We start from the raw sequence: 21,804 nt of genomic DNA on the forward strand, positions 1-21,804 counted from the left end.
GCAAAATCTACGACGAACGGGGTGACCGTGCGACGGGGTGTTCTCATCGGGCCGCTCGCCGTCCTGTTGTCCGGATGCCTGTCCGGGTGCGCGGGCGAGCCGCCGCTCCGCGCCGCGCCGCTGCCCGTGGTGTCCGACACCCCGGCCCCCACGGGCGCCCCGATCGACCCGGACATCCTGAAGAAGCACGACGCGACGATCAGGCACAGCGACAACCTCCGGCCCATCGCCGGGGTGAACAACCCGCCCCCTTTCGACACCGCCGCCGCCATCGGCACCGACCTCGCCTTCACCGGGAACCACGCGATCGCCGGCAACTACGAGGGCTTCACCGTCTACGACGTCTCCGCGCCCGAGCGGCCCGTGATCGTCAGCCAGGTCTACTGCCCCGGACCGCAGAACGACGTGACGGTCAGCGGCAACCTGCTCTTCCTGTCGGTGGACCTGCCCATGGGCGGCGCGAGCTGCGACCCCGGCGTCTCCGGGCGTACCTGGGAGGGCCTGCGGATCTTCGACATCACCGACAAGGCCGCCCCGAAGTACGTCGGCGCGGTGGCGACGCCGTGCGGGTCCCACACCGCGACGCTCGTCTCGGCCGACGCGCGGAACGTCATCCTCTACTCCTCCTCCGCGCCCAGCCGCCTCGGCGGCGGCGCCGGCGCGGCCTGCGAGCGGAACAAGGGCCGGCTCACCGTGGTGAAGGTGCCGGTGGGCGACCCGGCCAGGGCGGCGGTGGCGGCCACGCCCGTGGTGCTCGACGACGGCGGCACCGCGCTGCCCGAGCCGTTCGGCTACGGCGGCTGCCACGACGTCACCGTCTTCGCCGCCAAGAAGCTGGCCGCCGCCTCCTGCATCGGCGACGGCCTGCTGCTGGACGTCACCGACCCGTACGACCCGAGGGTGCTCGACCGGGTCCAGGACCCGGAGCACTTCGGCTACTGGCACTCGGCGGTCTTCACCCGCGACGGCGAGCGGGTGGTCTTCTCCGACGAGTTCGGCGCGGGCCGGTCGGTGGTCTGCGACCCCAAGACCGGCCCTCAGCTCGGCGGCAACGGCGTCTACGCCATCGAGAACGGCAGGCTCAAGCTGCTCGGCTACTTCAAGATCCCCCGACCGCAGCTCGCGCCGAAGACGTGCAGCGCGCACAACGGCTCGCTGGTCCCGGCCCGAGGCAGGGACATGATGGTGCAGGGCTGGTACGACGGCGGCGTGTCGGTGATCGACTTCACCGACCCGGCGCGGGCCAGGGAGATCGCCTACTTCCAGCGGGAGAAGTCGCCCTTCGACCACGGCGGCTCGTGGGCCGCCTACTTCTACGCCGGCCACATCTACTCCAGCGACATGATCGCCGGCCTGGACGTGCTGAAGCTGACCGGCGTGCCGTTGGAGCCGGCCCTGCCCGGCGAGTTCAACCCGCAGACGCAGCGCTAGGAGAAGCGGCCGTGCCGGCCCTCCCCCGAGGCGAACCTGGCCGCCCCCGCCAGCCCGTCCTCCAGGGAGATCATGCCGTGGCGCAGCTCGTTGACCATGGCCTCGCGCTCGGGCAGGCCGTCCTGCTCCAGAGCCGACAGCCGGTCGCCGCGCAGGCACGTCTGCGGGAAGGCGGCCAGGGTGGCGGCCAGTTCCTCCGCCGCCTGCCGCGCGGTGCCGGTGGGCACGACCCGGTTGGCCAGGCCCATGTCCAGGGCCTCCCCCGCCTCGACGGGGCGGCCGGTGAGTATCAGGTCCATGGCCCGTGACAGGCCGATGAGGCGCGGCAGCCGTACCGTGCCGCCGTCGATGAGCGGCACGCCCCAGCGGCGGCAGAAGACCCCGAAGACCGCGTCGCGCTCGGCGACGCGCAGGTCACACCAGAGGGCCAGCTCCAGCCCGCCCGCGACGGCGTGGCCCGCGACCGCGGCGATCACCGGCTTGGACAGGCGCATCCTGGTCGGCCCCATCGGGCCCTCGCCCTCCTCGCCGACGTGGTTGTCGAGCCGCTTGAGGTCGGCGCCGGCGCAGAACGTGCCGCCCTCGCCCCACAGCACGGCGACGGCCGCGTCGGACTCCTCGAACTCGGTGAACGCCGACACCAGCGCGTCGGCGGTCTTCCTGTCGACGGCGTTGCGCGCTTCCGGCCGCGACAGCACGACCGTGCTCACCGGGCCCGCGCGCTCCACTCGGACGCTCATGGCTCTCGCCTCCGTGATCCGTAGTCGCCGAACGGGGTCGTCGCGCTCACGCACGGCGGTCTGGTCGCACAGCAGCTTGAGCATCTCCAGCCGGTCGCCGGGAAGCAAGGCCATCCGGGACGCCGGCGCCGTAACGTGCTCATGGAGCCGCTCGTCCGGCACGGATCACGCGATGGCGCCCGCCAGCAACGTGTCGAGGTGGTCGGCGTGGGGGGTGTCCAGGCCGCGCAGCGGGCCGCGCTCGGCCAGGTGCGCCTCGGCGTAGAGGCGGGCCACCAGCGCCTTGCGCTCGTCGTCGATGCCCCACGTGGCCTGCTCCTCCAGCAGCGCGGCGGCGTAGACGTCGGCCATGAACTGGGCCAGTGGGTAGAGCCTGGCCTCGTCGGGGGCGCCGAGCCAGGCCTCGACGGCCTTGGCGAGGTCCTCGACGCGCTCCTGGGTGAGGGGCGAGGTGGCGGCGCCGCGCAGCCGGTCGAGGAAGGGCAGGTGGGCCTGCTCCTTGAGCATCGCCCGCCGTACGTCCAGGCAGAGGATGTTGTCGCCGCCCTCCCAGATGGGGTTGACCTGGGCGTCGCGCAGCAGGCGGGCGACGGGCCACTGCTCGATGTAGCCGTTGCCGCCGTGCACCTCGATGGCGTCGCTGGCGGCGGTGACGCCGAGCCTGGCGGTGCGCAGCTTGATCACGGCCGGGCCGAGCCGCAGCCGGTTGATGAGGCCGTCGAAGACCATGGCCTGTGCCGCCTCGACCTCGACGATCAGCTCGGCGAGCTTACGGCGCATGAGCGGCTGGGCGATGAGCGGCTTGCCGAACGCCTCGCGGGCGCGGGCGTAGCAGACGGCCTCGACCAGCGCGCGGCGGGCCACGCCGACGCCCATCATGGACACGCCGAGCCGGGAGGCGTTGGTGAGCTTCATCATCGTGCCGAGGCCGGAGCCGGAGCCCGAGCCGGACAGCAGGAACGCCTCGGCGCCGGTGAACTCGACCTCGGCCGAGGCGACCGAGCGGGTGCCGAGCTTGTCCTTGAGCCGGCGGATGCGCACGCCGTTGCGCACGCCGTCGCGCCGCTCCCACAGGACGAGGAACGGCTTGACCTCCTCCGACGGCAGCCGGGCCAGCACGACGAAGGCGGAGCCGTTGGCGTTGGAGGCGAACCACTTGAAGCCGTCCAGCCGCCACGCCTCGCCGTCGGGGACGGCGGTGGTCTCCAGGGCGGCCAGGTCGGAGCCGCCGGTGCGCTCGGTGAACATCTGCGCGGCCTCGCCGGAGTAGAAGCCGTTGGCGAAGATCTCGCGCACCCGGTCGCGCACGTCCGCCGGCGCGTACTTCTCGGCGAGTTGCACCACCATGTCGCCGCCGGTGCCGAGCGCGCAGCCCATCCCGATGTCGGCCTGGTTGAGCAGGTAGGTCCAGGCGGCGCCGAGCGCGGCCGGGCTGGCGCCGTGGTCGAGCGCCTCCTTCACGAAGGCGGGCGCGAGGAAGTTGTCGGCCATCATCGCCGCGCGGGCGGTGTGGAAGGAGGGCGGCATGACGACCTGGCTGACGTCGCGGCCCCACTTGTCGTACTTCTCCAGCCGCGGCGGGTTGCGGTCGGTCTCCTCCGCGCACTCGGCCACGACGCCGCCCGTGACGACGCCCAGCCTGCGCAGGTACGGCTCCGCCCACGGGTAACCGTCGCCGAGGTGGTGGCGCATGAGCAACTGCAGCGTGGGGTCGATGGCCCACCAGTCGCGCCCGGCGGCGCCCTGGTAGCGCTCGGTCGCGTAGCGGTCACTGTTGTCGAACGGTTCGATGAGATAGCGGCCCATGCTCGGAGTGTTACATATACTCAACACGCGATGGAAGAGCGTAATAGTCTCAGTGCCCGGTCCGCCGTCCTCAGCGCGCTGCTCGGCAGCCACCCGCCCCGCCTGGCCGCCCGCCACCTCGTGCGCATCGGCGAGCTGTTCGGCATCGCCGAGGGAACCGTCCGGGTGGCCCTATCCCGGATGGTCGCCGCCGGCGACCTGGTCCAGCAGGACGGCCGCTACACCCTGTCGGAACGCCTGCTCGAACGGCAGGGCAGGCAGGACGAGAGCCGCGACCCGCACACCAGAATGTGGGACGGCGCCTGGGAGATCGCGCTGGTGACCGCCGAGCGGCGCGCCCCCGCCGACCGGGCCGCCTTCCGCCACGCGATGGGCGCGCTACGCCTGGCCGAGCTGCGCGAGGGCACCTGGATGCGCCCGGCCAACCTCATCAGGGACTGGCCGGAGAGCGTCACCGCGCAGTGCACGCTCGTCGACGGCCGCCCCCGCCGGGATCCCACTCCCCTCCTGTGGGATCTCGACGGGTGGGCGGCCGAGGCGCGCGCGCTGGAGCGGGAGCTGGAGCGGGCCGACGGGCTGGCCGAAGGCTTCATCGTCTCCGCCGCGGTCCTGCGCCACCTGCTGAAGGACCCGCTGCTGCCACCGGCGCTGCTGCCCGCCGGCTGGCCGGGCGCCGAGCTGCGCGAACGCTACGACGCCTTCGACCGGTCCTACCGCGAGGTGCTGATGAGGCACCTCAGAGACTGACCCCGAAGACCACGCGCCGGTTCTTGAACTCGGTGACGCTCCAGAGCCTGCCGCCCTGCACGGTCAGGTCCTCCGGGCCGATCGGGAAGGGCCGGGCGCTCAGCTTGGCGCCGTTGGTGACCAGGAGCCTGCCGTTCCTGTCGGCGTCGAAGGCCTGGCTGAGGTACCACGTGCCGCCCTGGGAGACCGCGCCCTGGATCTTGGCGGCGCCCATCTGGAAGCAGTCGCGGGCCGGGCCCGGCCGGTTGCCGGCCAGCTCGTAGCGGACCACCCGGCCGGTGGGCCCGTCCGGGTCGTACTCGCCGGTGATCAGCAGGTCGGGGCCGGCGCTGCGGTCGATCGCCACGAACGAGAAGATCGCGCCGCTCGGCGAGGCCAGCCGCCAGAAGTCGCTCTGCGGGACGACGTAGCGATAGCCGAAGGCGTGGAACCTGCCCCCGTGGCGGCCCACGCGCTTGTCGTCGCCCAGGTCCTTCTGCGCGGTGCGCAGGTCCAGCATGGTGTTCAGGTCGAAGACGCGCAGGCCCCGCTTGGTGTCGGCCACGTAGAGCAGGTCGCCGTACCAGGCGATGCCGCCCGCGTGGATGTCGATCGGCCCGTACGAGCCGTCCGGCTTCGCCTCGACCAGCAGCACGTGCTGGTACTTCAGCGTGGACGGGCTGAGGAACGTCACCCGGACGCCCCGCTCGGGCACCGGCGCCTTCGGCTTGAAGTACCAGCTGACCGCGAACACCGGCACGCCCGCCTCGCCGGAGTCCTCGCCGCCGGTCAGCCCCTGCGGATACCAGTCGACGGTCTCCTGGTCCCTGGCGTCGAAGGCGTACCACTCGTGCGGCTTCGGGCTCATCGCGCCCAGCGCCGCCGGGGCGCCCTTGCGCACGGCCGTCCTGTTGGCCTGGGCGAGCAGCGCCTCGACGCCGGTGCTGCCGATCTCGCCGGCCAGTTTGGCCGCGCCCTCGGCGAGCTCGCCGGGGGCCTGCCGCAGCGCGAAGGGCGCCGCGTCTGCCGGGACCATTCCCGTGGTAGCCATGTACCCCTCGCTTATCCGTCTCCTTTGTCTCCGTTTGACGAATGGGGCGGGCCAGAAGTTGCGTTCAGCGCCACAAGTGCACCGGCAGCCCGGACAGCGCCAGCTCGCGATAGCGCCGCACCAGCCGCTCCACGTCTCCGTCATAGCGTTCCAGCGCCTCGCGCTGCCACACCGATCCGGTACGGCGCAGCCGTACACGCTGCTCGATCACCGCGAGCGCCCGGTCGGCCTCGTCGGCCGCGACCCCCGCCCCGAGCAGGGCGGCCCTGGCCTCGGGCAGGAGGGCGAGCACCAGGTCGGCGGCGGGCAGCTCGCCCTCGCGGCCCGGCCAGGACAGCCGCGCGTCCAGGCCCTTCTGGGCGGCCCGGTAGAAGTTCTGGTAGGCCTCGGCGAAGCGGTAGCCGGTCAGGTCGTGTTCGGCGCAGGCCAGCGTGAGCCCGATCAGGAACGCGGTGTTGGCGATCATGTCCGCGCAGCTCGGCCCTGCGGGCAGGGCGCGCATCTCGACCCGCAGGTGGCCGCCGTCGCCGGGGTCGTAGACGGGGCGGTTCCACTGCCAGACGGTGCCCTGGTGAAGCCGAAGCTCGGCCAGCTCCCCATCGGACGACATATCCGGCATGACGGGGTCGTAGTCGCGGACGTACCGCTCGAACAGCTCATACGCCCCCTCGTGCACCCAGTCGGAGCCGAACGTGACCCGCCCGTCCTTTCTGAAGCGCCGCTCCACGTCCCGGTCGTCGGCCGCCTCCTCCATGAGCGCGATGCGCGTCTCCTCCCAGAGCGTGCGGCCGAGGAACAGCGGCGAGTTCCCGCAGGCGGCCAGCACTGGCCCGGTGGCCAGCTGCGCGGCGTTGAACAACCGGGCGAAGCGCTCGGGCGGCGTGCGCAGGTGCACCTGCCAGGAGGTGTTGGCCGCCTCCAGGACGACGTCCTCCACCTGCAGCTCCAGGTCGTCGATGACCACCAGGAACGGCTCCACGCGCAGCCGCCTGATGCCCCTGCTCAGTGCCCGGTAGCGGTTCTCGTCGCTGATCGCCTGCCGGGTGAAGTCGCCGGTGCCGAGTGTGGGCAGGATGCCGATCGGCAGGACCCCGCCGCCCTCGACCGCGCCGTCCGCCTTCAGCAGCGTCTCCTGGATCTCCGCCCCCATCGCCGAGAACGGCCGGCCGGCCAGCGGCACCGGTGTCAGGTTGATCTCCAGGTTGTACCTGCCCAGCTCCAGCACCACGCGGGGGTCGTCGAGGGCGGTGCGTACCTCCTGGTTGCGCGGCAGCGGCCGGCCCTTCTCGTCGATGAGGAAGAGCTCCAGCTCGGCGCCGAGCGTCGTCGGGCCCTGGCCGAAGCCGGGCCTATCGAGCAGCGCGCGCAACGTGCCGAGCTGCTCTTCCAGCCGCTCTCCGAAACGGGCGAACTCCGCCTCGGAGAACCGCTCCTTGTCCAAGTCTCGTCCCATCCCTCCCTTCTGTCCTGGGGGCGGGCGTCCACACCTACCAGGGCACCGGACCGGCGTCCTCGAAGTAGCCGCCGCTCGGCCCGTCGCCGGCCAGCGTCGCCAGGTGCAGCGCGATGGCGGCGCCCTGCGCGGCGGTGCGGAAGCCGGTGTGGCCGTTGAGGTCGGTGGCGCAGTAGCCGGGGTTGGCGGCGTTGACCTTGATCGGGGTGTCCATGAGCTCCTTGGCGTAGGAGATGGTCACCATGTTCAGCGCGGACTTGGAGGAGTTGTAGGCCAGGTAGTTGTGCGGGTAGAGCGGGTCGTCCGGGTCGATCGCCCTGGCCAGCGAGCCGAGCTCGCTCGACATGTTCACGATCCGGCCGCAGGGCGCGCGGCGCAGCAGCGGCAGCATGGCGTTGGTGACCGTGACCACGCCGAACACGTTCGTCTCGAACACCTGCCTGAGCACCGCAGCGTCGGTGGCGCTCGGGCGCGGATCCTCCTGCGCCACGACGATGCCGGCGTTGTTGACCAGGATGTCCAGCGTGCCGTACTCCTCCTCCAGCCACTTCGCCGCGGCCTGCGCGCTCGCCGGGTCGGTGACGTCGAGCCGCACGTACGGCTGGCCGATCCGCCCGGCGGCGGCCCGCCCGCGCTCCTCGTCGCGCGCCCCGACGACGGCGGTGACGCCGCGCTCGCCGAGCAGCCGGGCGATCTCGAAGCCGATTCCCTTGTTCGCGCCTGTGATGAGAGCTGTCGTCATGCCGTCGAGATTCGCGCCGGCGCGGCGCGGGCGGGAGAGACCTCCCGAGACTGGGATCGGCGGTACCACCCTGGCTCGCGGCCGATGACGGACGATGAGAGACATGAACCGCGAAGAACTGGCCGGCTTCCTGCGCAGCAGACGTGCCCGCCTCGCCCCGCGCGAGGCCGGCCTGCCCGAGGGCGGGCGCCGCCGTACCCCGGGGCTGCGCCGCCAGGAGGTCGCCCAGCTCGCCGGCATGTCGATCGACTACTACATCCGGCTGGAGCAGGCCCGCGGCCCGCACCCCTCGCGCCAGGTGCTCAACGCGCTGGCCAGGGCGCTCATGCTCAACACCGACGAGCGGACCCACCTGTTCCACCTGGCCGGGCAACCGCTGGAGGCCACCCGGCGGCGCGGCGACGTGCCCGAGGGCACCCTGCACCTCATCGCGTTCCTGGAGGAGGTCCCCGCCTACGTCCTCGACGCCAAGTACGACATCCTCGCCTGGAACCCGATGGCCGGCGTCCTGATGGGCGACCTCGACTCCCACCCGCGCGAGGACCTCAACGTCATCCGCTGGGTCTTCCGCGCCCCCGACCTGGCCGAGCATCTCGGCGACGAGGAGAAGGGCCGCTTCGCCCGCGCGTCCGTGGCCGACCTGCGCTGGGCCGCCGGCCGCTACCCCGGCGACCCCGAGATCCAGGCCCTGGTGGCGGAGATGCTGGCCTGCAGCCCGCAGTTCGCCGCCCTGTGGGACGAGCACGAGGTGGCGGTCCGCAGGGAGCAGCGCAAACGCATCCACCACAGCGCCGTCGGGACCATCGACGCGATCTGCCAGGTACTGCCCGTCCCCGACCGCGACGACCTGCGCCTGGTCCTCTACACCACCGAACCCGGCTCCCCCTCTCACCAGGCCTTGCGCAGGTTGCGGCAGGTGACCCTAAGCTCATGAGATGCGAGCGGTAGCCTTTGACATCTTCGGCGGCGAGCTGGACCTGCGCGAGCTCCCCGATCCAGCGCCCACGCCCTACGGGGCGGTGATCAGGGTCGAGGCGACGGGCCTGTGCCGCAGCGACTGGCACGGCTGGCAGGGGCACGACCCCGACATCACCGCGTTCCCGCACGTACCCGGGCACGAGCTGGCCGGCGTGGTCGTCGCCACCGGTTCCCTGGTGCGCGGCTGGTCCGAGGGCGCGCGGGTGACCGTCCCGTTCATCTGCGCCTGTGGATCCTGTACGGCCTGCGCCGCCGGAGACCAGCAGGTGTGCGAACGGCAGACCCAGCCCGGCTTCACCCATTGGGGCTCCTTCGCCGAGTACGTGGCCATCGACCACGCCGACGTCAACCTCATCCCGGTGCCGGAGGAGATGGACTTCACCACGGCCGCCGGCCTCGGCTGCCGCTTCGCCACCTCCTTCCGTGCCATCACCGAGGTCGGCGACGTACGCCCCGGCGAGTGGGTGGCCGTGCACGGCTGCGGCGGCGTGGGCCTGTCCGCGATCATGATCGCCACCGCCGCGGGCGGCCGGGTCGTGGCCGTGGACATCAGCACCGACGCCCTCCACCTGGCCGAACGCGCCGGCGCCACCCATTTCGTCAACGCCTCGGCCGGTGACGCCGCCGCCCAGGTCAGGGAGCTGACCAGGGGCGGCGCGCACGTCTCCCTCGACGCCCTGGGCAGCCCGGCCACGTGCGCGGCCTCCGTCGAGTCGTTGCGCCGCCGGGGACGGCACGTCCAGGTCGGCCTGCTGCCGGACGCGGCGACGCCGATCCCGATGGGCCGCGTGATCGCGCACGAGCTGCGGCTGCTCGGCAGCCACGGCATGGCCGCCCACGCCTACCCGAGGATGCTGGAGCTGATCAGGGCCGGCATCCTGCACCCCGACCAGCTCGTCACCCGCACCATCGGCCTGGCCGACGCGGGCAAGGCGCTGGCCGCCATCGGCTCGGTGCCCGGCGTCACGATGATCGTCCCCTAGCCGCACAGCCCCTTCTCCAGCACGGCCTGAAGCGCTGGGACCGCGTCGCCCCGGTACGGGGTGGCGCTGACGGTGACCTGCCGCCCGCCGTCGGCGCTGTGGAAGGACCCGGTGACGTAGCCGGGGATGCCGCCGCCGTGGCCGTAGGCGGTGCCGCAGGAGGTCGTGAACAACTCCAGCCCGAGGCCGTAGCCGCCGCCGACGCCCGCGGTCTTCATCAGCGCGAGTTCGCCCGGCCGCAGCAGCCTGCCGCCGAGCAGCGCCCGGAAGAACGTGTTGAGGTCGGCGGTCGTGGACATGACCCCGCCGGCGGCGCCCGCGACGGTGGGGTTGAGCCGGGTCACGTCGCGCGGCGCGCCGTCCACTCCTTGAGCATGCCGTTCTCGTCGATCACCTCGCCGGTGTGCTCGGGCACGCCGCTGGTGTGGCCGAGCAGGTGCTTGATCGTGACCGTCCCGGCCTCCTCCACCACGTTCGGCAGGTGGGCGCTGAGCGGGTCGTCCAGCTTCAGGCGGCCCTCGGCCACGAGTTGCAGCACGACCGTGGCGGTCATGACCTTGGTGACGCTGCCGATGCGGAACCGGCCGTCGACCGGGGCGCGGCGCGGGCCGCCGAGCTCGGCCACCCCGGCGGCCGGCCTCGTGCTCCTGCCCGGCCGCCTGACCTCCGCGATCGCGGCGGCCGAGCCGGAGGCGACGACCTTGTCCAGGTAGGGGCGCAGCGGATCCGGGTGCCCGGCGGGGGCGGGCGCGCGGCATCCGGGCAGGGCCCTGCCGCCGCCCTGATCCCCCTACTCCCCGGGGAGGAGGGGCGGCTCATCCGAGCACCTTGATCTTCTTCATCGTGGGCTGGGAGATCACGCGGGCGACGCCGGGAATGCCGATGATCTTCCCGGTCTGGAACGCCTCGTAGGCGGCGTAGTCGGCCACGAGCACGCGCAGGTGGTAGTCGGGTGTGGCGAACAGCCGCCGGAACTCCACGACCTCCTCGTAGGCCGCGATCGTCCTCTCCAGCTCCTCCAGCGTCTTCAGGTCGCTGACGCTCACCTCGATCGAGACGATCACTTCGAGACCGGCGCCGAGGATCTCGTGGTCGACCGTCGCCCGGTACCCGCTGATCACCCCCGCCTCCTCCAGCCGCTTCACCCGGCGCAGGCACGGCGGCGGCGTGAGCCCCACCCGCCGGGCCAGCTCGACGTTGCTCAACCGGCCGTCCTGCTGGAGTTGAAACAATATTTCGCGATCAATGGCATCAAGTACGTATTCATTGCCCATGTCGCCACGATAGCGCCATAAGTGGAAACCACATGAGGCCCCATCCGCACTAGAATTTCGCCGAACCCCCGCCTTGAGCCCGGATTCCGGCATGCCCAGAGGAAGGCAACAGATCATGACGAACCCCGCCGCCCAGGTCCAGGACTGGCTGGACGCCCGCGCCGACGACATGGCCGCCCTGCTGACCCGCCTGGTGGCCGTGGACTCCGAGAACCCGCCCGGCCGCGCGCTGGGCCGGTGCGCCGCGATCCTGCGCGAGGAGATGTCCCGCCTGGGCCTGACCCCCGAGATCCTCCCCATCCCCGACGCCCCCGGCGACCTGGAGGAACCGTGCGTCGTGCGCGGCACCGCCGGAGAAGGCGCCAGGCTCCTCTACTTCCACGGCCACTTCGACGTCGTCCCCGCCCAGGACCGCGCCCAGTTCACCGCGGAACGCCGCGACGGCCGCATCATCGGCCGCGGCGCCGCCGACATGAAGGGCGGCATCGTCAGCATGCTGTACGGCGCCGCCGCCGCCCGCGAACTCGGCCTCCTCAGCGGCGGCCGCATCGTCATCCACCTCGTGTGCGACGAGGAGACCGGCAGCGTCACCGGCTCCGGCCACCTGCGCGAGGCCGGGCTCATCGACCCGTCCGCGCTGGCCATGCTCACCGCCGAGCCCAGCGGCGGCGGCATCTGGAACGCCGCCCGCGGCGCCGTCTCGCTGCGCGTGGACGTGGCGGGCCGCGAAGCCCACGTCGGGCAGGCGAACCTCGGCGTCAACGCCTTCGAGCACATGCTCCACGTGGCCCGCCCGGTCCTGGACTACGCCACGGAGATGGCCGGGCGGCTGACCGCCTACCCCATGAACCCCGCCGACGCGCGCGGCACCATGCTCGTGGTCGGCGGCCGGTCCACGGCCGGGTCCAACTTCAACGTCGTGCCCGGCTCCGCCTCCTTCACCGTCGACGGCCGCTACAACCCGGAGGAGGACCTGGAGGGCGAGCTCAAGCGCCTGACCACTCTGATCGAGCACGCCGCCGGTGAGATCGGCGCCGACGTCACCGTCCGGACGACCCAGCTCCAGCCCTCCGCCGCCACCGACCCCGCCCACCCGGCCGCCGCCTCGCTGGCCCGCGTGGTGACCGCGGTCTCGGGAGAGCCCGCCCGGTTCGAGATGTGCGCGGGCATCCTGGAGATCCGCTGGTACGCCCAGCTCGGCATCCCGTCCTTCGGCTACGGCGCCGGCCGCCTGGACGTCTCCCACGGCCCCGAGGAGTACATCGACGAGAGCGCCATGCGCCGCTGCGCCACCGTCTACGCCCTCTACGCCGCCGACCTCCTCACCTAATGGGAGCTACCGGGTCGGCCGCGCTGGCAGACTCGGTGCCTGGTAGCCGACCGCACCACCCTCGCGCCGGGCATCCCCGAGCATCCCGCCCCACGCGTCGCTCACCCGCGCGCCCACGCATGGCACTCGGATCCGGCGCGCCTCCGTCCCATGGCTCGGCTCGCCCGGCGGGCCGTACCGGAGAAAGGGGGTTGTCGGGCGTCAGGTGAGGGTCGTGAGGCGGTGGCGGGTGCGGGCGGGGGCTGTCGGGGGGATGCCGGTGAGGATGTCGGCCAGCGTGGTCGCGGCCAGGGTGCGGCGCCAGGCCTGGTGTGCCTCGGCCATCTTGACGGCCAGGACGCACGGCGCCCGGCACTCCTCCGGCGGCAACGCACCCCGTCCCTGCTGCCGGATCTCCCGGCACTCGTACGGCGACGACGTCCCGTCCACCGCCTCCACCACCTGCAACAGGGTGATCTCGGCAGCCGCCCGTGCCAGCCGGAACCCGCCCCGGGGCCCCGTGCTGGCGCTCAGCAGCCCGGCCTTGACGAGCGCCTTCAGCTGCTTGGCGAGGTAGGGCACGGGCAGGTCGAAGTACAGGGCGAGCTGGGTCGTGGACGCGCTCGTCCCCGGCTCGAGCTGCGCCAGCGTCGTGGCGCAGTGCAGGACCCATTCCGTGCTCACAGGCAACTTCACGCCCATGAGTCTATAGGAGATATTAAGGACCCATTTAGTCCGTGATACTGTCACCCGGTACCGAGACGAGGAGAGATCATCATGCGCATCGCAGTAGCCGGCGCGACCGGCAACATCGGCGCCCTCACCATCGCCGCCCTCGAGAAGGACGGGCACGAGGTCGTCGGGATCAGCCGCTCGCTGGGCGTGGACCTGTCCACGGGCAAGGGCCTGGACGAGGCGCTGACCGGCGTCGAGGCGGTCGTCGACGCCATCAGCATGCCCGGGGCGGCCGAGGCCGAGACGGTGGCGTTCTTCGCCGGCGCCACCGGCAACCTGCTCGCCGCCGAGCAGCGGGCCGGCGTCCGCCACCACGTGCTGCTCTCGATCGCCGGCCTCCACCGCACCGCCGGCAACGCCCACTACGCCGGCAAACGCGAGCAGGAACGCCTCGTGTCGGCGGGCCCCGTGCCGTGGACCATCGTGCCGGCCACGCAGTTCCACGACTTCGCCGCGATGGCCGCGAGCTGGGACGAGCGGAACGGCGTCGCCAGGGTCGCCCCGCTGCTCATGCGGCCGATCGCCCCCGCGGACGTGGCCGCCGTCCTGGCCGAGGTCGCCACCGGCGGGCCGCAGGGCCGGTACGCCGACATCGCGGGGCCCGACCAGCAGGACCTGGTCGACCTGGCGCGGCGCACGTACGCGGCACGCGGCCAGGAGATCGTGCTGGTGCCGACGTGGTCGGGCATCTTCGGCCCGGACATGGCGGGCGAGGTCATGCTGCCCGGCGAGGGGGCCCGGATCATGCCGACCACGTTCGACGAATGGCTGGCCGGCCAGGTCCCGGCGGCGAGCTAGCCGCGCGTCCGCGCGTGGGCGCGGGCCGACGCCGTCTCGCGGCCGACGATGGCCGGCGCCTCGTGCACGAGTTCGTCGTTGGTGAGCGCGTCCACCATGAACAGGGCGAAGTCGATGCGCCGGGTGAGGTTGCCGGCCAGGACGGGGTCGCCCACGTGCCGGCTCCACACGGGCAGCCCCTGGCTCTCGCCCTCCTCCAGGTCGCTGCCCCGCACGACCGTCCACCGCGTGTCGCTGGCGAAGATACGCCGGCAGGCCTCCACCTGGTCGCGCAGGTCGGCGAAGCGGACCAGCCGGGCGAGCACGCCGAACACCGCCGCGAACGTCCGCAGCTGCCAGGTGTAGACGTCCTTGCCGTCGCGGGTGATGTGCCACCCGCAGGAGAACACCAGGCGGGCGCCCGGCCGCGCGTGGTCCATGACCGCCTGGGCGGTGCCGCTGGAGTACTTCCGCACGCCCCACGGCACCAGGACCGTGAGAACTCCGTCGCATCCGGCGACCGCGCGTTCGATGACCCGCCGGTCGTTGGTGTCGCCGGGGACGATGGTGATGCGGTCCTTGACGGCGTCGAGCTTGCCGACGCTCTTCTTCCGGCAGACGCCGACGACCTCGTAGCCGCGTTCCAGGGCGTGCCGGACCATGTACCGCCCCAGCTTGCCCGAGGCGCCGACGATACAGACCTTCATCGAGTTTCCCCCTGTCCGATGGTGATGACGACCTTGCCGCGGGCCCGCATGCTCTCGACGTACCGGATCGCCTCCGGGACCTCGGCCAGCGGATACACGCGGTCGATGACCGGTACGACCTCCTTGGCCGCGAGCAGCTCGGCCAGGTGGTTCAATGCCTGCTTGCCCGGCTTCCACGAGACGCCGGTGATGCGCTGCCCGACGAACCTCGTCACGACCATGCCCTTGATCAGCTGCGCCAAGGGCCCGAGCACCCGCCCGCCGCCGGAGGTCAGGCCGCCGACGAGCGCCAGCGTGCCCTTCGGCGTCAGCGCGCGCCTGAAGTCCTTGAGCGAACGGTTGCCGATGAGGTCCACCAGCAGGTCGTAGGGCTCCGGCGGCCGGGTGAAGTCCTCGCGGTTGTAGTCCACGACCTCGTCGGCGCCGAGCGAGCGGACCAGGTCGGCGTTGCCGGCGCCGCACACGCCGGTGACGTGCGCCCCGAGCGCCTTGGCGAGCTGGACGGTGAAGGTGCCGATGCCCCCCGAGGCCCCGTTGACCAGCACCCGCTGCCCGGCCGCGAGCCCGTCGAGCGCCTTCAGCGCCGTCTGCCCCGCCATGGGCACGGCCGCGGCCGCCTCGAAGCTCACGTCCTCGGGCTTCAGGACGAGCGTCTCCTGGGGTACGGCTACCGCCTCGGCGAAGGCGCCCAGCCGTACACCTCCGAACACCTCGTCACCCACGGCGAGGCCGCGCACGTCGGCCCCCACCCGTTCGACGACCCCGGCCAGGTCGGCACCGAGGATCGACCCCGGCCTGGGCCGCCGCAGCCCGGCGGAGAGCCGCACCAGGTGCGGGTCCGAGCGCAGGTGGCGCCAGTCGGCGGGATTGACGGACGCGGCCCGTACCCGGACCAGGACCTCGTGGCGTCCGGGCTCGGGCTCATCGACCTCGCGCAGGGCCAGGACGTCCGGCGAGCCGTACCGCTCCCAGACCCAAGCCTTCGTACGTCGTAAGGTTGCCATACGTCATAAGGTTGCCGTACGACGTAAGGTTGTCAAGTCCCAGCCTGAGACGGCTCTCAGCCGAGCCGGCGGCGCTCCAGTCCCTCAAGAATCAGATCGAGCGCGAAGGAGAACTCCGTGTTGTCATCGCACCAGCTCAGCGTGGTTTCGGGAGGTTCATGGGCGATCGCCGCCATCATCCCGGCCAGATGGGGATATTTCATACCCATCTGTTCCATCATCGCCTCGTCCATGTCACCGGCCGGATCGTCCGGCTCGAACAACTCCTGCGTGAACCCCATCGCCCGGCTGCCCAGCGCGTGCAGCGCGTGGTGCGCCAGATCGTAGGTGAACCCGCCCGCCCGCAGAATCCCGAGCACGCCCTCGTAGTAGGCGATCGCCGCCTCGCTGAGCGACGAGCGCGTCTGGATCACGCCCGGCGCCCATTTGTGCCGCAGCAGCACCTCGCGCGCGGCGAGAATCCGCCCCCGCAACGCCGCCTGCCAGTCACCGGCCGGATCCGGCCCCTCAGCGACCTCGACCGCGCCGAGGATCTCCCCGATCACCATCTCGACGACCCCGTCGAGGATCGCCTCCTTGTTGGCGACGTGGTGGTACAGCGACATCGGCTCCACCCCGAGCTCCTGCGCCACCCGCCGCATCGTCAGCGCGTCGAGCCCGGCCCGGTCGGCCAGTTCGACGGCGGCGCGCAGCACCCGCCTGCGGCTCAGCGGGACACGAGGCTGCTCATCGGATTCTTCGTCGGTCCAAAGAGGCACCCCAGCACTTTACCCGTACACCGTAAGGCCCAGTCCAGGCGGCTCTAGCCGTCGCCGGGCCGCCCGCCCGGGGAGATCAGGCCGGTCTCGTACGCGAGCACGACCGCCTGCACGCGGTCACGCAGGCCGAGCTTGGACAGGATGCGGGCCACGTGCGTCTTCACCGTCGTCGCGCTGAGCGTCAGCCGGTCCGCCAGTTCGGCGTTGCTCAGGCCGGTGGCCAGCAGGCGCAGGACCTCCAGCTCGCGCGGCGTCAGGCCGGACAGGTCGCGGTGCAGGGCCGCGCGGGCGTCGTCGCGGCGGGCGAAGCGCTCCACCAGGCGGCGGGTGATCGTGGGCGCGAGCAGCGCGTCGCCGGAGCGGACCAGCCTGACCGAGGCCACCAGGTGCTCGGGGGTGACGTCCTTGAGCAGGAAGCCGCTGGCTCCGGCGGTGAGCGCGGCGTAGACGTAGTGGTCGAGGTCGTAGGTGGTCAGGATGAGCACCCGGGTGTCGTCCGCGCCGCCGGTCGCGATCTGCCGGGTGGCCTCGATGCCGTCCGTCCCCGGCATGCGGATGTCCATGAGCACCACGTCGGGCCTGGTGCGCCGGACCGCGGCGACGGCTTCGGCCCCGTCCGCCGCCTCGGCCACCACCTCGATGCCGTCGGCCGTCAGGATCATCCTGAACCCGGTGCGGACCAGCGCCTGGTCGTCGGCGATGACCGCGCGCAGCGGCGGCGGGCTCACGCGGCGGTCCAGGGGATACGGGCCCTGAGCCGGTAGCCGTCCGCCCCGCGGGTGGTCTCCAAGGTCCCGCCGTACAGGGCGAGCCGCTCGCGCAGCCCGATGAGGCCGCGGCCCTGGCCGGTGCCGGGCCCGGCGGCCGTGCCGCCGCCGGTGTCGCCGACCTCGACCACCAGGAAGTCGCCCGCGCGGGCGACCGTGACGGTGGCCGCGGCGCCCGCCGCGTGCTTCATCGTGTTCGTCAACGCCTCCTGTACGACACGGTAGACCGCCAGGTCCACCCCCGGAGGCAGGGGCTGGAGACCGGCCTCGACCCTGGCCTCCACCTGGAGCCCGGCGGCGCGTACCCGCTCGATGAGGCCGTCGAGCTGGTCGATTCCCGGCTGCGGTTCGAGCCCGCCGAGACGCTCTTCGGACGCGGCGAGCAGCCCCATCACATTGCGCAGCTCGGCCATGGCGGCCCGGCCGCTGGCCTCGATCGCCACCAGGGCCTGCTTCGACTGCTCGGGGTGCGCGTCCATCACCTTGCGCGCGGCCCCGGCCTGGATCACCATCACGCTCACATTGTGGGTCACCACGTCGTGCAGTTCGCCCGCGATCCGGGAGCGTTCGGCCTGGACCGCCCTGCGCGTGGCCTCGTCCCGGTCCCGTCGCAGCGCGTCGAGGCGCTCGCGGTTGCGCTGCCAGAACCGCACGAACACCGCGAGCGCGCCCGCGCTGAGCAGCACCACGTACGGCCCCAGCCAGCTCGGCAGGCTCGGCACGATGTCCGCGCCGGCGGCGCCCGCGAGCACGGCCGCCAGCAGGACCCCCGCCGCCGCTGCCACCCGGTGGCGGCTGTGCGCGAGCGCGCTGTAGGCGGCGATGACGCAGGCCAGGACGGTGATCCAGGTCTCTCCCCCGTCCATGGCCAGCGTCGCGAGCACCACGGCCCAGAAGCTCGTGAGCGGGAGGCGGCGGCGGGCCGCCAGCGGCAGCGTGCCGAGCACCACCAGCAGCACCGCCAGACCGGCGTCCTCGTCGGAAACGGGCACCACCGGCTCGGGCGACGGCATCGCGCCCGCCGGCCCGCCGGTCGGCGGGGTCATGAGCGGCGAGGTGTTGAGCGGCGAGGTGTTGAGCGGCGGGGTCACCGCCGGCAGGACCGGCGGCGTCGGCAGATCAGGCGTGGCCGGCAGAACCGGCGGCGTCGGGGGCGTGGGCGCGGCCGGCGTCGTTGGCGGCGTGGGCGCGGCCGGCGGCGGCTTGAGCGTGGCCGTCGGCGGCAGGGTCGGCGGCGGTAGCGGAAGCGGCTGGGTCGCCGGCGGATGGGCGGACCGGGGTGCCGCGTCGTGGCGGAGGCGGAGCAGGTCCGACACGGGGTGGGGCACGGCACCACGGTCGGCTTCGTCCAGGCTCGTCGTCGCGAACACCGCCATGACGGTCAGGGCGATCGCGAGCAGCGCGTCGGTGACGAGCGCCGTCCGGGACGGCCGGGCGGCCGGTGTCTCCGGGCGCAGCAGGCCGCGCACGTGCTGCCGCCAGAGCCGCCGTTCATCAGCTGTCACCTGCGTATTGTCGCGTTTGCCCGTCTACCGCGCATCGTCCCGAGTGACCGGGGCGGTGGTCCGGCGGACGTACATCGCGAGGATGACGTCCCGGCGGGTCATCCCCGGGAGGGAGCCGACATCGCCGTCACGGCCGACGCGCCCGCAGGTCCCCCGCCCCTAGCGTCGTCCCCACTTCACACGAGAAACGGGGATATTTCATGCATCGTCGTGCCTTGGGCGGCTTGGTGGTTGTCACGAGCCTGCTGTCACCTCTGGCCATCGCCGCCACACCGGCCTCCGCCTCCACAACGATCTCCGCCGCCACACCGGTCCTGCCGAAGCCGACCGGCTCGCGGGCGGTCGGCACCACGTCCCTCCACCTCAAGGACACCTCGCGCCCCGACCCCTGGATGCCCTCCGTCAAGATGCGGGAGCTCATGGTCTCGGTCTGGTACCCGGCGACGTCGCCGGGCAGGCGGCGGGCGCCGTACATGACGGCGAAGGAGTCGGAACTGCTGCTCAGGGACGGCGGGATCACCGGCGTGCCGCCCGGCGTCCTCGCCACCACGCGCACCAACGCCTATACCGATGTGAAACCGCGCGGACGCAAGCACAGCCTGCCGCTCGTGGTGCTCTCGCCCGGATTCAAGAAGCCCCGCGCCACGCTGACCGCGCTCGCCGAGAACCTGGCCAGCCGGGGCTACGTGGTGGCCGGCATCGACCACACCTACGAGAGCGTCGCCACGGCCTTCCCCGACGGGCGGGTCACCACCTGCGTGCCCTGCGAGGGCGAGCGCGAGCCGTCGACCTTCACCAAGGCGGTCAACGGGCGGGCGGCCGACGTCTCGTTCGTGATCGACCGGCTGACCGCCAAGGGCACGTGGAAGGGCGCCGTGCTGATCGACCGGTCCAAGGTCGCGATGGCGGGCCACTCCCTGGGCGGCGCGAGCAGCCTCGCCGCGATGGTCAAGGACGACAGGATCCGCGCCGGGATCGACATCGACGGCACCGTGCCGCCGGGCGTACCGGGAACCGATCTCGCGCGGCCGTTCATGTTCCTCGGCAAGCCCGCCACCTACACCCCGGGATCCGGCAGCGCCGAGACCGCCACCTGGGAACAGGCCTGGAAGCGCCTGACCGGCTGGAAGCGCTGGCTGCTGATGACGGGCGCGCAGCATGAGTCGTTCAACGACCTCGGGCCGCTGGCCGCGCAGCTGGGGCTCGACACCGGCGCGCAGGTGCCGGGACCCCGCTCCTGGGAGCTCACCCGGACCTACGTCGGCGCCTTCCTCGACCTGCACCTGCGTAAGAAGCCCCAGCCGCTCCTGGACCGCCCCTCACCCCGCCACCCGGAGATCAAGCACGTCTCCCCCTAAGGGCGGATGTAGGCGAGCAGGCGCTCCACCGGCCAGGTGTTGACCACGTCGTCGGTCGTCAGCCAGGCGCGCTGAGCGATGCCGACGCCGAAACGCTGGTTCTTCAGATGGGGTACGGCATGCGAGTCGCTGTCGATGGAGAACTTCACCCCGTGATGCCTGGCCAGCCGGACCAGATCGGAGGGAAGGTCGCTGCGGTCGGGGTAGGCGTCGATCTCCATGACCGTGCCGGTGCGCGCGGCGGCGGCGAACACGGCGTCCCAGTCGGCCTCCACCGGCTGGCGCTTGCCGATCTTACGCGTGGTCGGATGCCCGATGACGTCCACGTACGGGTTCTCGCAGGCGGCGATGAACCGGCGGGTCATCTCCTCGCGCGACTGCGTGAAGTGGGAGTGGACCGAGGCCACGCAGACGTCGAACCCGGCCAGGACGTCTTCCGGCCAGTCGACCGAGCCGTCCGGCGCGATGTTGAGCTCGCTGCCGTGCAGCAGCCGCATCCCCGGATAGGACTCCTGCAGCTTCCTGATCTGCTCGCGCTGCTCCAGCGCCTTCTCCAGCGTCATGCGCTGCATGGTCAGGTCGGGGGCGTGGTCGGTGATGGCGTAGTAGGAGTAGCCGAGGGCGTGCGCGGCGGCGACCATCTCCTCCAGCGAGGCGATGCCGTCGGTCAGGTTGGTGTGGGTGTGCAGGTCGCCCTTCAGGTCGGCCAGCTCGACCAGGGCCGGGAGCTCGCCCTTCAGGGCCAGCTTCACCTCGCCGCCGTCCTCGCGCATGGGCGGGGGGACGAACTGCATGCCGAGCGCGGTGTAGATGTCCTGCTCCGCGGCGGCGGCCAGGACCCGATCGCCCTCGAACAGCCCGTACTCGGAGAGCTTCCAGCCCTTCTTCACCGCGATCTCGCGGATGGTGACGTTGTGCTCCTTGGAGCCGGTGAAGTATTGCATGGCGGCGCCCCACGACTCCTCCGGGACCACGCGCAGGTCCACCTGGACGCCCGCGGTGGTGCGGATGGAGGTCTTCTTGTCGCCCGCCGCGATGACCTCGGCCACGTACGGCTGCGCCCGGAACCGCTCCATGATCTCCACCGGCGCGACCGCGAGGATGTCGATGTCGCCGATCGTGTCCTTCATCCGGCGCAGCGAGCCCGCGTAGTCGATGCGCGTGGCCAGGTCGGACAGCGACGCGATCACCTGCTCGGCCAGCGACATCGCGGCGCCGACGTGCACCCGCCGCCCGGCCTGCTCCATCTGCTCGATGCCCTTGGCCAGATTGGCCAGCGTCTTCGGCCCGAGCCCCTTGACTCCGTCGAGGCGGCCGGCGGTGATCGCCTCGGCCAGCGCGGCGGGCGAGTCGATGCCGAAGTCCTCGAACAGCATGATGGCCGTCTTCGGCCCCAGCGTCGGCACGCTCGTCAGCCGCCGCACGCCGTCGGGCACCTTCGCGCGCAGGGCGTCGAGCTGCCGGAAGCTGCCGCGCTCCAGGAATTCCTCGATCTTCAGCGCGATGGCCTCACCCACGCCCGGCACCTTGCGGACGTCGACCTGCGCGATGTCCTCGGGGAAGCCGGCGATCGCCTTGACCGCCTTCTGGTAGCTGCGTACCCGGAAGGCGTCGCCGCCGGTCAGCGCGAACAGCTCTGCGTATTCCTGAAGGGCGGCCGCCGCCTGCTCATTTGCCCGTGCCATGTGCACAGCTTAGGA

At 72.2% G+C, this 21,804-nt stretch carries 23 protein-coding genes; 8 read left to right on the top strand and 15 right to left on the bottom strand.

All coding sequences use genetic code 11. The annotated features are described in order from the left end of the window. Window positions 1–21: 21 nt before the first annotated feature. Window positions 22–1,431 (top strand): LVIVD repeat-containing protein, encoded by a 1,410-nt coding sequence (locus ACIBHY_RS14300; RefSeq protein ID WP_397306862.1) that lies wholly within the window; start codon window positions 22–24, stop codon window positions 1,429–1,431. Here ACIBHY_RS14300 and ACIBHY_RS14305 read toward each other — a convergent pair. Together ACIBHY_RS14305 and ACIBHY_RS14310 are read right to left on the bottom strand one after the other, a co-directional pair. Beyond that, window positions 1,428–2,285: a crotonase/enoyl-CoA hydratase family protein gene (locus ACIBHY_RS14305; RefSeq protein WP_397306863.1), complete on the bottom strand. Its 858-nt coding sequence runs from the start codon at window positions 2,283–2,285 to the stop codon at window positions 1,428–1,430. The two genes, ACIBHY_RS14300 and ACIBHY_RS14305, sit on opposite strands and share 4 nt — an antisense overlap. A 51-nt stretch (window positions 2,286–2,336) precedes the next feature. Then, window positions 2,337–3,977 (bottom strand): acyl-CoA dehydrogenase family protein, encoded by a 1,641-nt coding sequence (locus ACIBHY_RS14310; protein ID WP_397243321.1) that lies wholly within the window; start codon window positions 3,975–3,977, stop codon window positions 2,337–2,339. Between the two features lie 30 nt (window positions 3,978–4,007). On the opposite strand from ACIBHY_RS14310, the gene ACIBHY_RS14315 reads away from it, so the two are divergent. After that, a complete protein-coding gene (locus ACIBHY_RS14315; protein ID WP_397306864.1) occupies window positions 4,008–4,724 on the top strand; it encodes a PaaX family transcriptional regulator C-terminal domain-containing protein in 717 nt (238 codons plus the stop codon). On the opposite strand, the gene ACIBHY_RS14320 is transcribed toward ACIBHY_RS14315, so the two are convergent. The 3 genes from ACIBHY_RS14320 to ACIBHY_RS14330 all read right to left on the bottom strand — a co-directional run bounded on the left by ACIBHY_RS14320 (window position 4,714) and on the right by ACIBHY_RS14330 (window position 7,949). Next, complete coding sequence (locus ACIBHY_RS14320) at window positions 4,714–5,754, bottom strand: hypothetical protein (protein ID WP_397243317.1); 1,041 nt, start codon at window positions 5,752–5,754, stop codon at window positions 4,714–4,716. The two genes, ACIBHY_RS14315 and ACIBHY_RS14320, sit on opposite strands and share 11 nt — an antisense overlap. A gap of 64 nt (window positions 5,755–5,818) precedes the next feature. After that, window positions 5,819–7,207 (bottom strand): glutamate--cysteine ligase, encoded by a 1,389-nt coding sequence (locus tag ACIBHY_RS14325; protein ID WP_397306866.1) that lies wholly within the window; start codon window positions 7,205–7,207, stop codon window positions 5,819–5,821. 34 nt (window positions 7,208–7,241) lie between these two features. Next, window positions 7,242–7,949 carry an SDR family oxidoreductase gene (locus ACIBHY_RS14330; RefSeq protein ID WP_397243313.1) on the bottom strand — a complete coding sequence of 236 codons (708 nt, stop codon included), beginning with the start codon at window positions 7,947–7,949 and terminating at the stop codon, window positions 7,242–7,244. Window positions 7,950–8,052: 103 nt separating this feature from the next. Here ACIBHY_RS14330 and ACIBHY_RS14335 point away from each other — a divergent pair, with 103 nt between their 5' ends. Further along, window positions 8,053–8,883 carry a helix-turn-helix transcriptional regulator gene (locus tag ACIBHY_RS14335; RefSeq protein WP_397243311.1) on the top strand — a complete coding sequence of 277 codons (831 nt, stop codon included), beginning with the start codon at window positions 8,053–8,055 and terminating at the stop codon, window positions 8,881–8,883. A gap of 1 nt (window position 8,884) precedes the next feature. Further along, complete coding sequence (locus ACIBHY_RS14340) at window positions 8,885–9,910, top strand: zinc-dependent alcohol dehydrogenase family protein (protein WP_397243309.1); 1,026 nt, start codon at window positions 8,885–8,887, stop codon at window positions 9,908–9,910. Here the strand turns inward: ACIBHY_RS14340 and ACIBHY_RS14345 are convergent. Then, window positions 9,907–10,275, bottom strand: coding sequence for a serine hydrolase (locus ACIBHY_RS14345; RefSeq protein WP_397306867.1), 369 nt, complete (start codon window positions 10,273–10,275; stop codon window positions 9,907–9,909). The two genes, ACIBHY_RS14340 and ACIBHY_RS14345, sit on opposite strands and share 4 nt — an antisense overlap. Further along, window positions 10,251–10,535, bottom strand: a complete 285-nt coding sequence (locus tag ACIBHY_RS14350) for a serine hydrolase domain-containing protein (protein ID WP_397243307.1) — start codon at window positions 10,533–10,535, stop codon at window positions 10,251–10,253. Before ACIBHY_RS14350 ends, ACIBHY_RS14345 begins: the two co-directional genes overlap by 25 nt. Between ACIBHY_RS14350 and ACIBHY_RS14355 the strand changes: the two genes are divergently transcribed. Further along, complete coding sequence (locus ACIBHY_RS14355; RefSeq protein WP_397243809.1) at window positions 10,462–10,623, top strand: hypothetical protein; 162 nt, start codon at window positions 10,462–10,464, stop codon at window positions 10,621–10,623. The two genes, ACIBHY_RS14350 and ACIBHY_RS14355, sit on opposite strands and share 74 nt — an antisense overlap. A gap of 102 nt (window positions 10,624–10,725) precedes the next feature. Here the strand turns inward: ACIBHY_RS14355 and ACIBHY_RS14360 are convergent, their stop codons facing one another. Further along, window positions 10,726–11,115 (bottom strand): Lrp/AsnC family transcriptional regulator, encoded by a 390-nt coding sequence (locus tag ACIBHY_RS14360; protein WP_379627424.1) that lies wholly within the window; start codon window positions 11,113–11,115, stop codon window positions 10,726–10,728. A gap of 184 nt (window positions 11,116–11,299) precedes the next feature. On the opposite strand from ACIBHY_RS14360, the gene ACIBHY_RS14365 reads away from it, so the two are divergent. After that, window positions 11,300–12,514, top strand: coding sequence for a M20 family metallopeptidase (locus ACIBHY_RS14365; RefSeq protein WP_397243303.1), 1,215 nt, complete (start codon window positions 11,300–11,302; stop codon window positions 12,512–12,514). Window positions 12,515–12,715: 201 nt separating this feature from the next. On the opposite strand, the gene ACIBHY_RS14370 is transcribed toward ACIBHY_RS14365, so the two are convergent. Continuing rightward, complete coding sequence (locus ACIBHY_RS14370) at window positions 12,716–13,189, bottom strand: RrF2 family transcriptional regulator (protein ID WP_397306868.1); 474 nt, start codon at window positions 13,187–13,189, stop codon at window positions 12,716–12,718. Window positions 13,190–13,270: 81 nt separating this feature from the next. On the opposite strand from ACIBHY_RS14370, the gene ACIBHY_RS14375 reads away from it, so the two are divergent. Next, the gene (locus ACIBHY_RS14375) at window positions 13,271–14,026 is read left to right on the top strand and encodes an SDR family oxidoreductase (protein WP_397306869.1); all 756 of its coding nucleotides are present in this window, start codon (window positions 13,271–13,273) and stop codon (window positions 14,024–14,026) included. Here ACIBHY_RS14375 and ACIBHY_RS14380 read toward each other — a convergent pair. From ACIBHY_RS14380 to ACIBHY_RS14400, 5 genes are read right to left on the bottom strand one after another with little or no spacing between them, the layout of a single operon-like run. After that, window positions 14,023–14,712: an NAD(P)-dependent oxidoreductase gene (locus tag ACIBHY_RS14380; protein WP_397243297.1), complete on the bottom strand. Its 690-nt coding sequence runs from the start codon at window positions 14,710–14,712 to the stop codon at window positions 14,023–14,025. The two genes, ACIBHY_RS14375 and ACIBHY_RS14380, sit on opposite strands and share 4 nt — an antisense overlap. After that, window positions 14,709–15,716 (bottom strand): NAD(P)-dependent alcohol dehydrogenase, encoded by a 1,008-nt coding sequence (locus ACIBHY_RS14385; RefSeq protein ID WP_397306870.1) that lies wholly within the window; start codon window positions 15,714–15,716, stop codon window positions 14,709–14,711. The genes ACIBHY_RS14380 and ACIBHY_RS14385 overlap by 4 nt, the downstream gene beginning before the upstream one ends. A 56-nt stretch (window positions 15,717–15,772) precedes the next feature. Then, window positions 15,773–16,474 (bottom strand): TetR/AcrR family transcriptional regulator C-terminal domain-containing protein, encoded by a 702-nt coding sequence (locus tag ACIBHY_RS14390; protein WP_397306871.1) that lies wholly within the window; start codon window positions 16,472–16,474, stop codon window positions 15,773–15,775. Between the two features lie 44 nt (window positions 16,475–16,518). Then, window positions 16,519–17,202, bottom strand: a complete 684-nt coding sequence (locus tag ACIBHY_RS14395; protein ID WP_397243291.1) for a response regulator — start codon at window positions 17,200–17,202, stop codon at window positions 16,519–16,521. Then, window positions 17,199–18,746: a sensor histidine kinase gene (locus ACIBHY_RS14400; protein ID WP_397306872.1), complete on the bottom strand. Its 1,548-nt coding sequence runs from the start codon at window positions 18,744–18,746 to the stop codon at window positions 17,199–17,201. The genes ACIBHY_RS14395 and ACIBHY_RS14400 overlap by 4 nt, the downstream gene beginning before the upstream one ends. Window positions 18,747–18,973: 227 nt before the next feature. On the opposite strand from ACIBHY_RS14400, the gene ACIBHY_RS14405 reads away from it, so the two are divergent. Beyond that, window positions 18,974–20,104: an alpha/beta hydrolase family protein gene (locus ACIBHY_RS14405; protein ID WP_397307030.1), complete on the top strand. Its 1,131-nt coding sequence runs from the start codon at window positions 18,974–18,976 to the stop codon at window positions 20,102–20,104. Here the strand turns inward: ACIBHY_RS14405 and polX are convergent. Then, window positions 20,101–21,789 carry a DNA polymerase/3'-5' exonuclease PolX gene (polX, locus tag ACIBHY_RS14410; protein WP_397243287.1) on the bottom strand — a complete coding sequence of 563 codons (1,689 nt, stop codon included), beginning with the start codon at window positions 21,787–21,789 and terminating at the stop codon, window positions 20,101–20,103. The two genes, ACIBHY_RS14405 and polX, sit on opposite strands and share 4 nt — an antisense overlap. Window positions 21,790–21,804 lie beyond the last annotated feature (15 nt).

Origin of the sequence: Nonomuraea sp. NPDC050547 (assembly GCF_044457345.1) — a bacterium.
Classification (GTDB): Bacteria; Actinomycetota; Actinomycetes; order Streptosporangiales; family Streptosporangiaceae; genus Nonomuraea.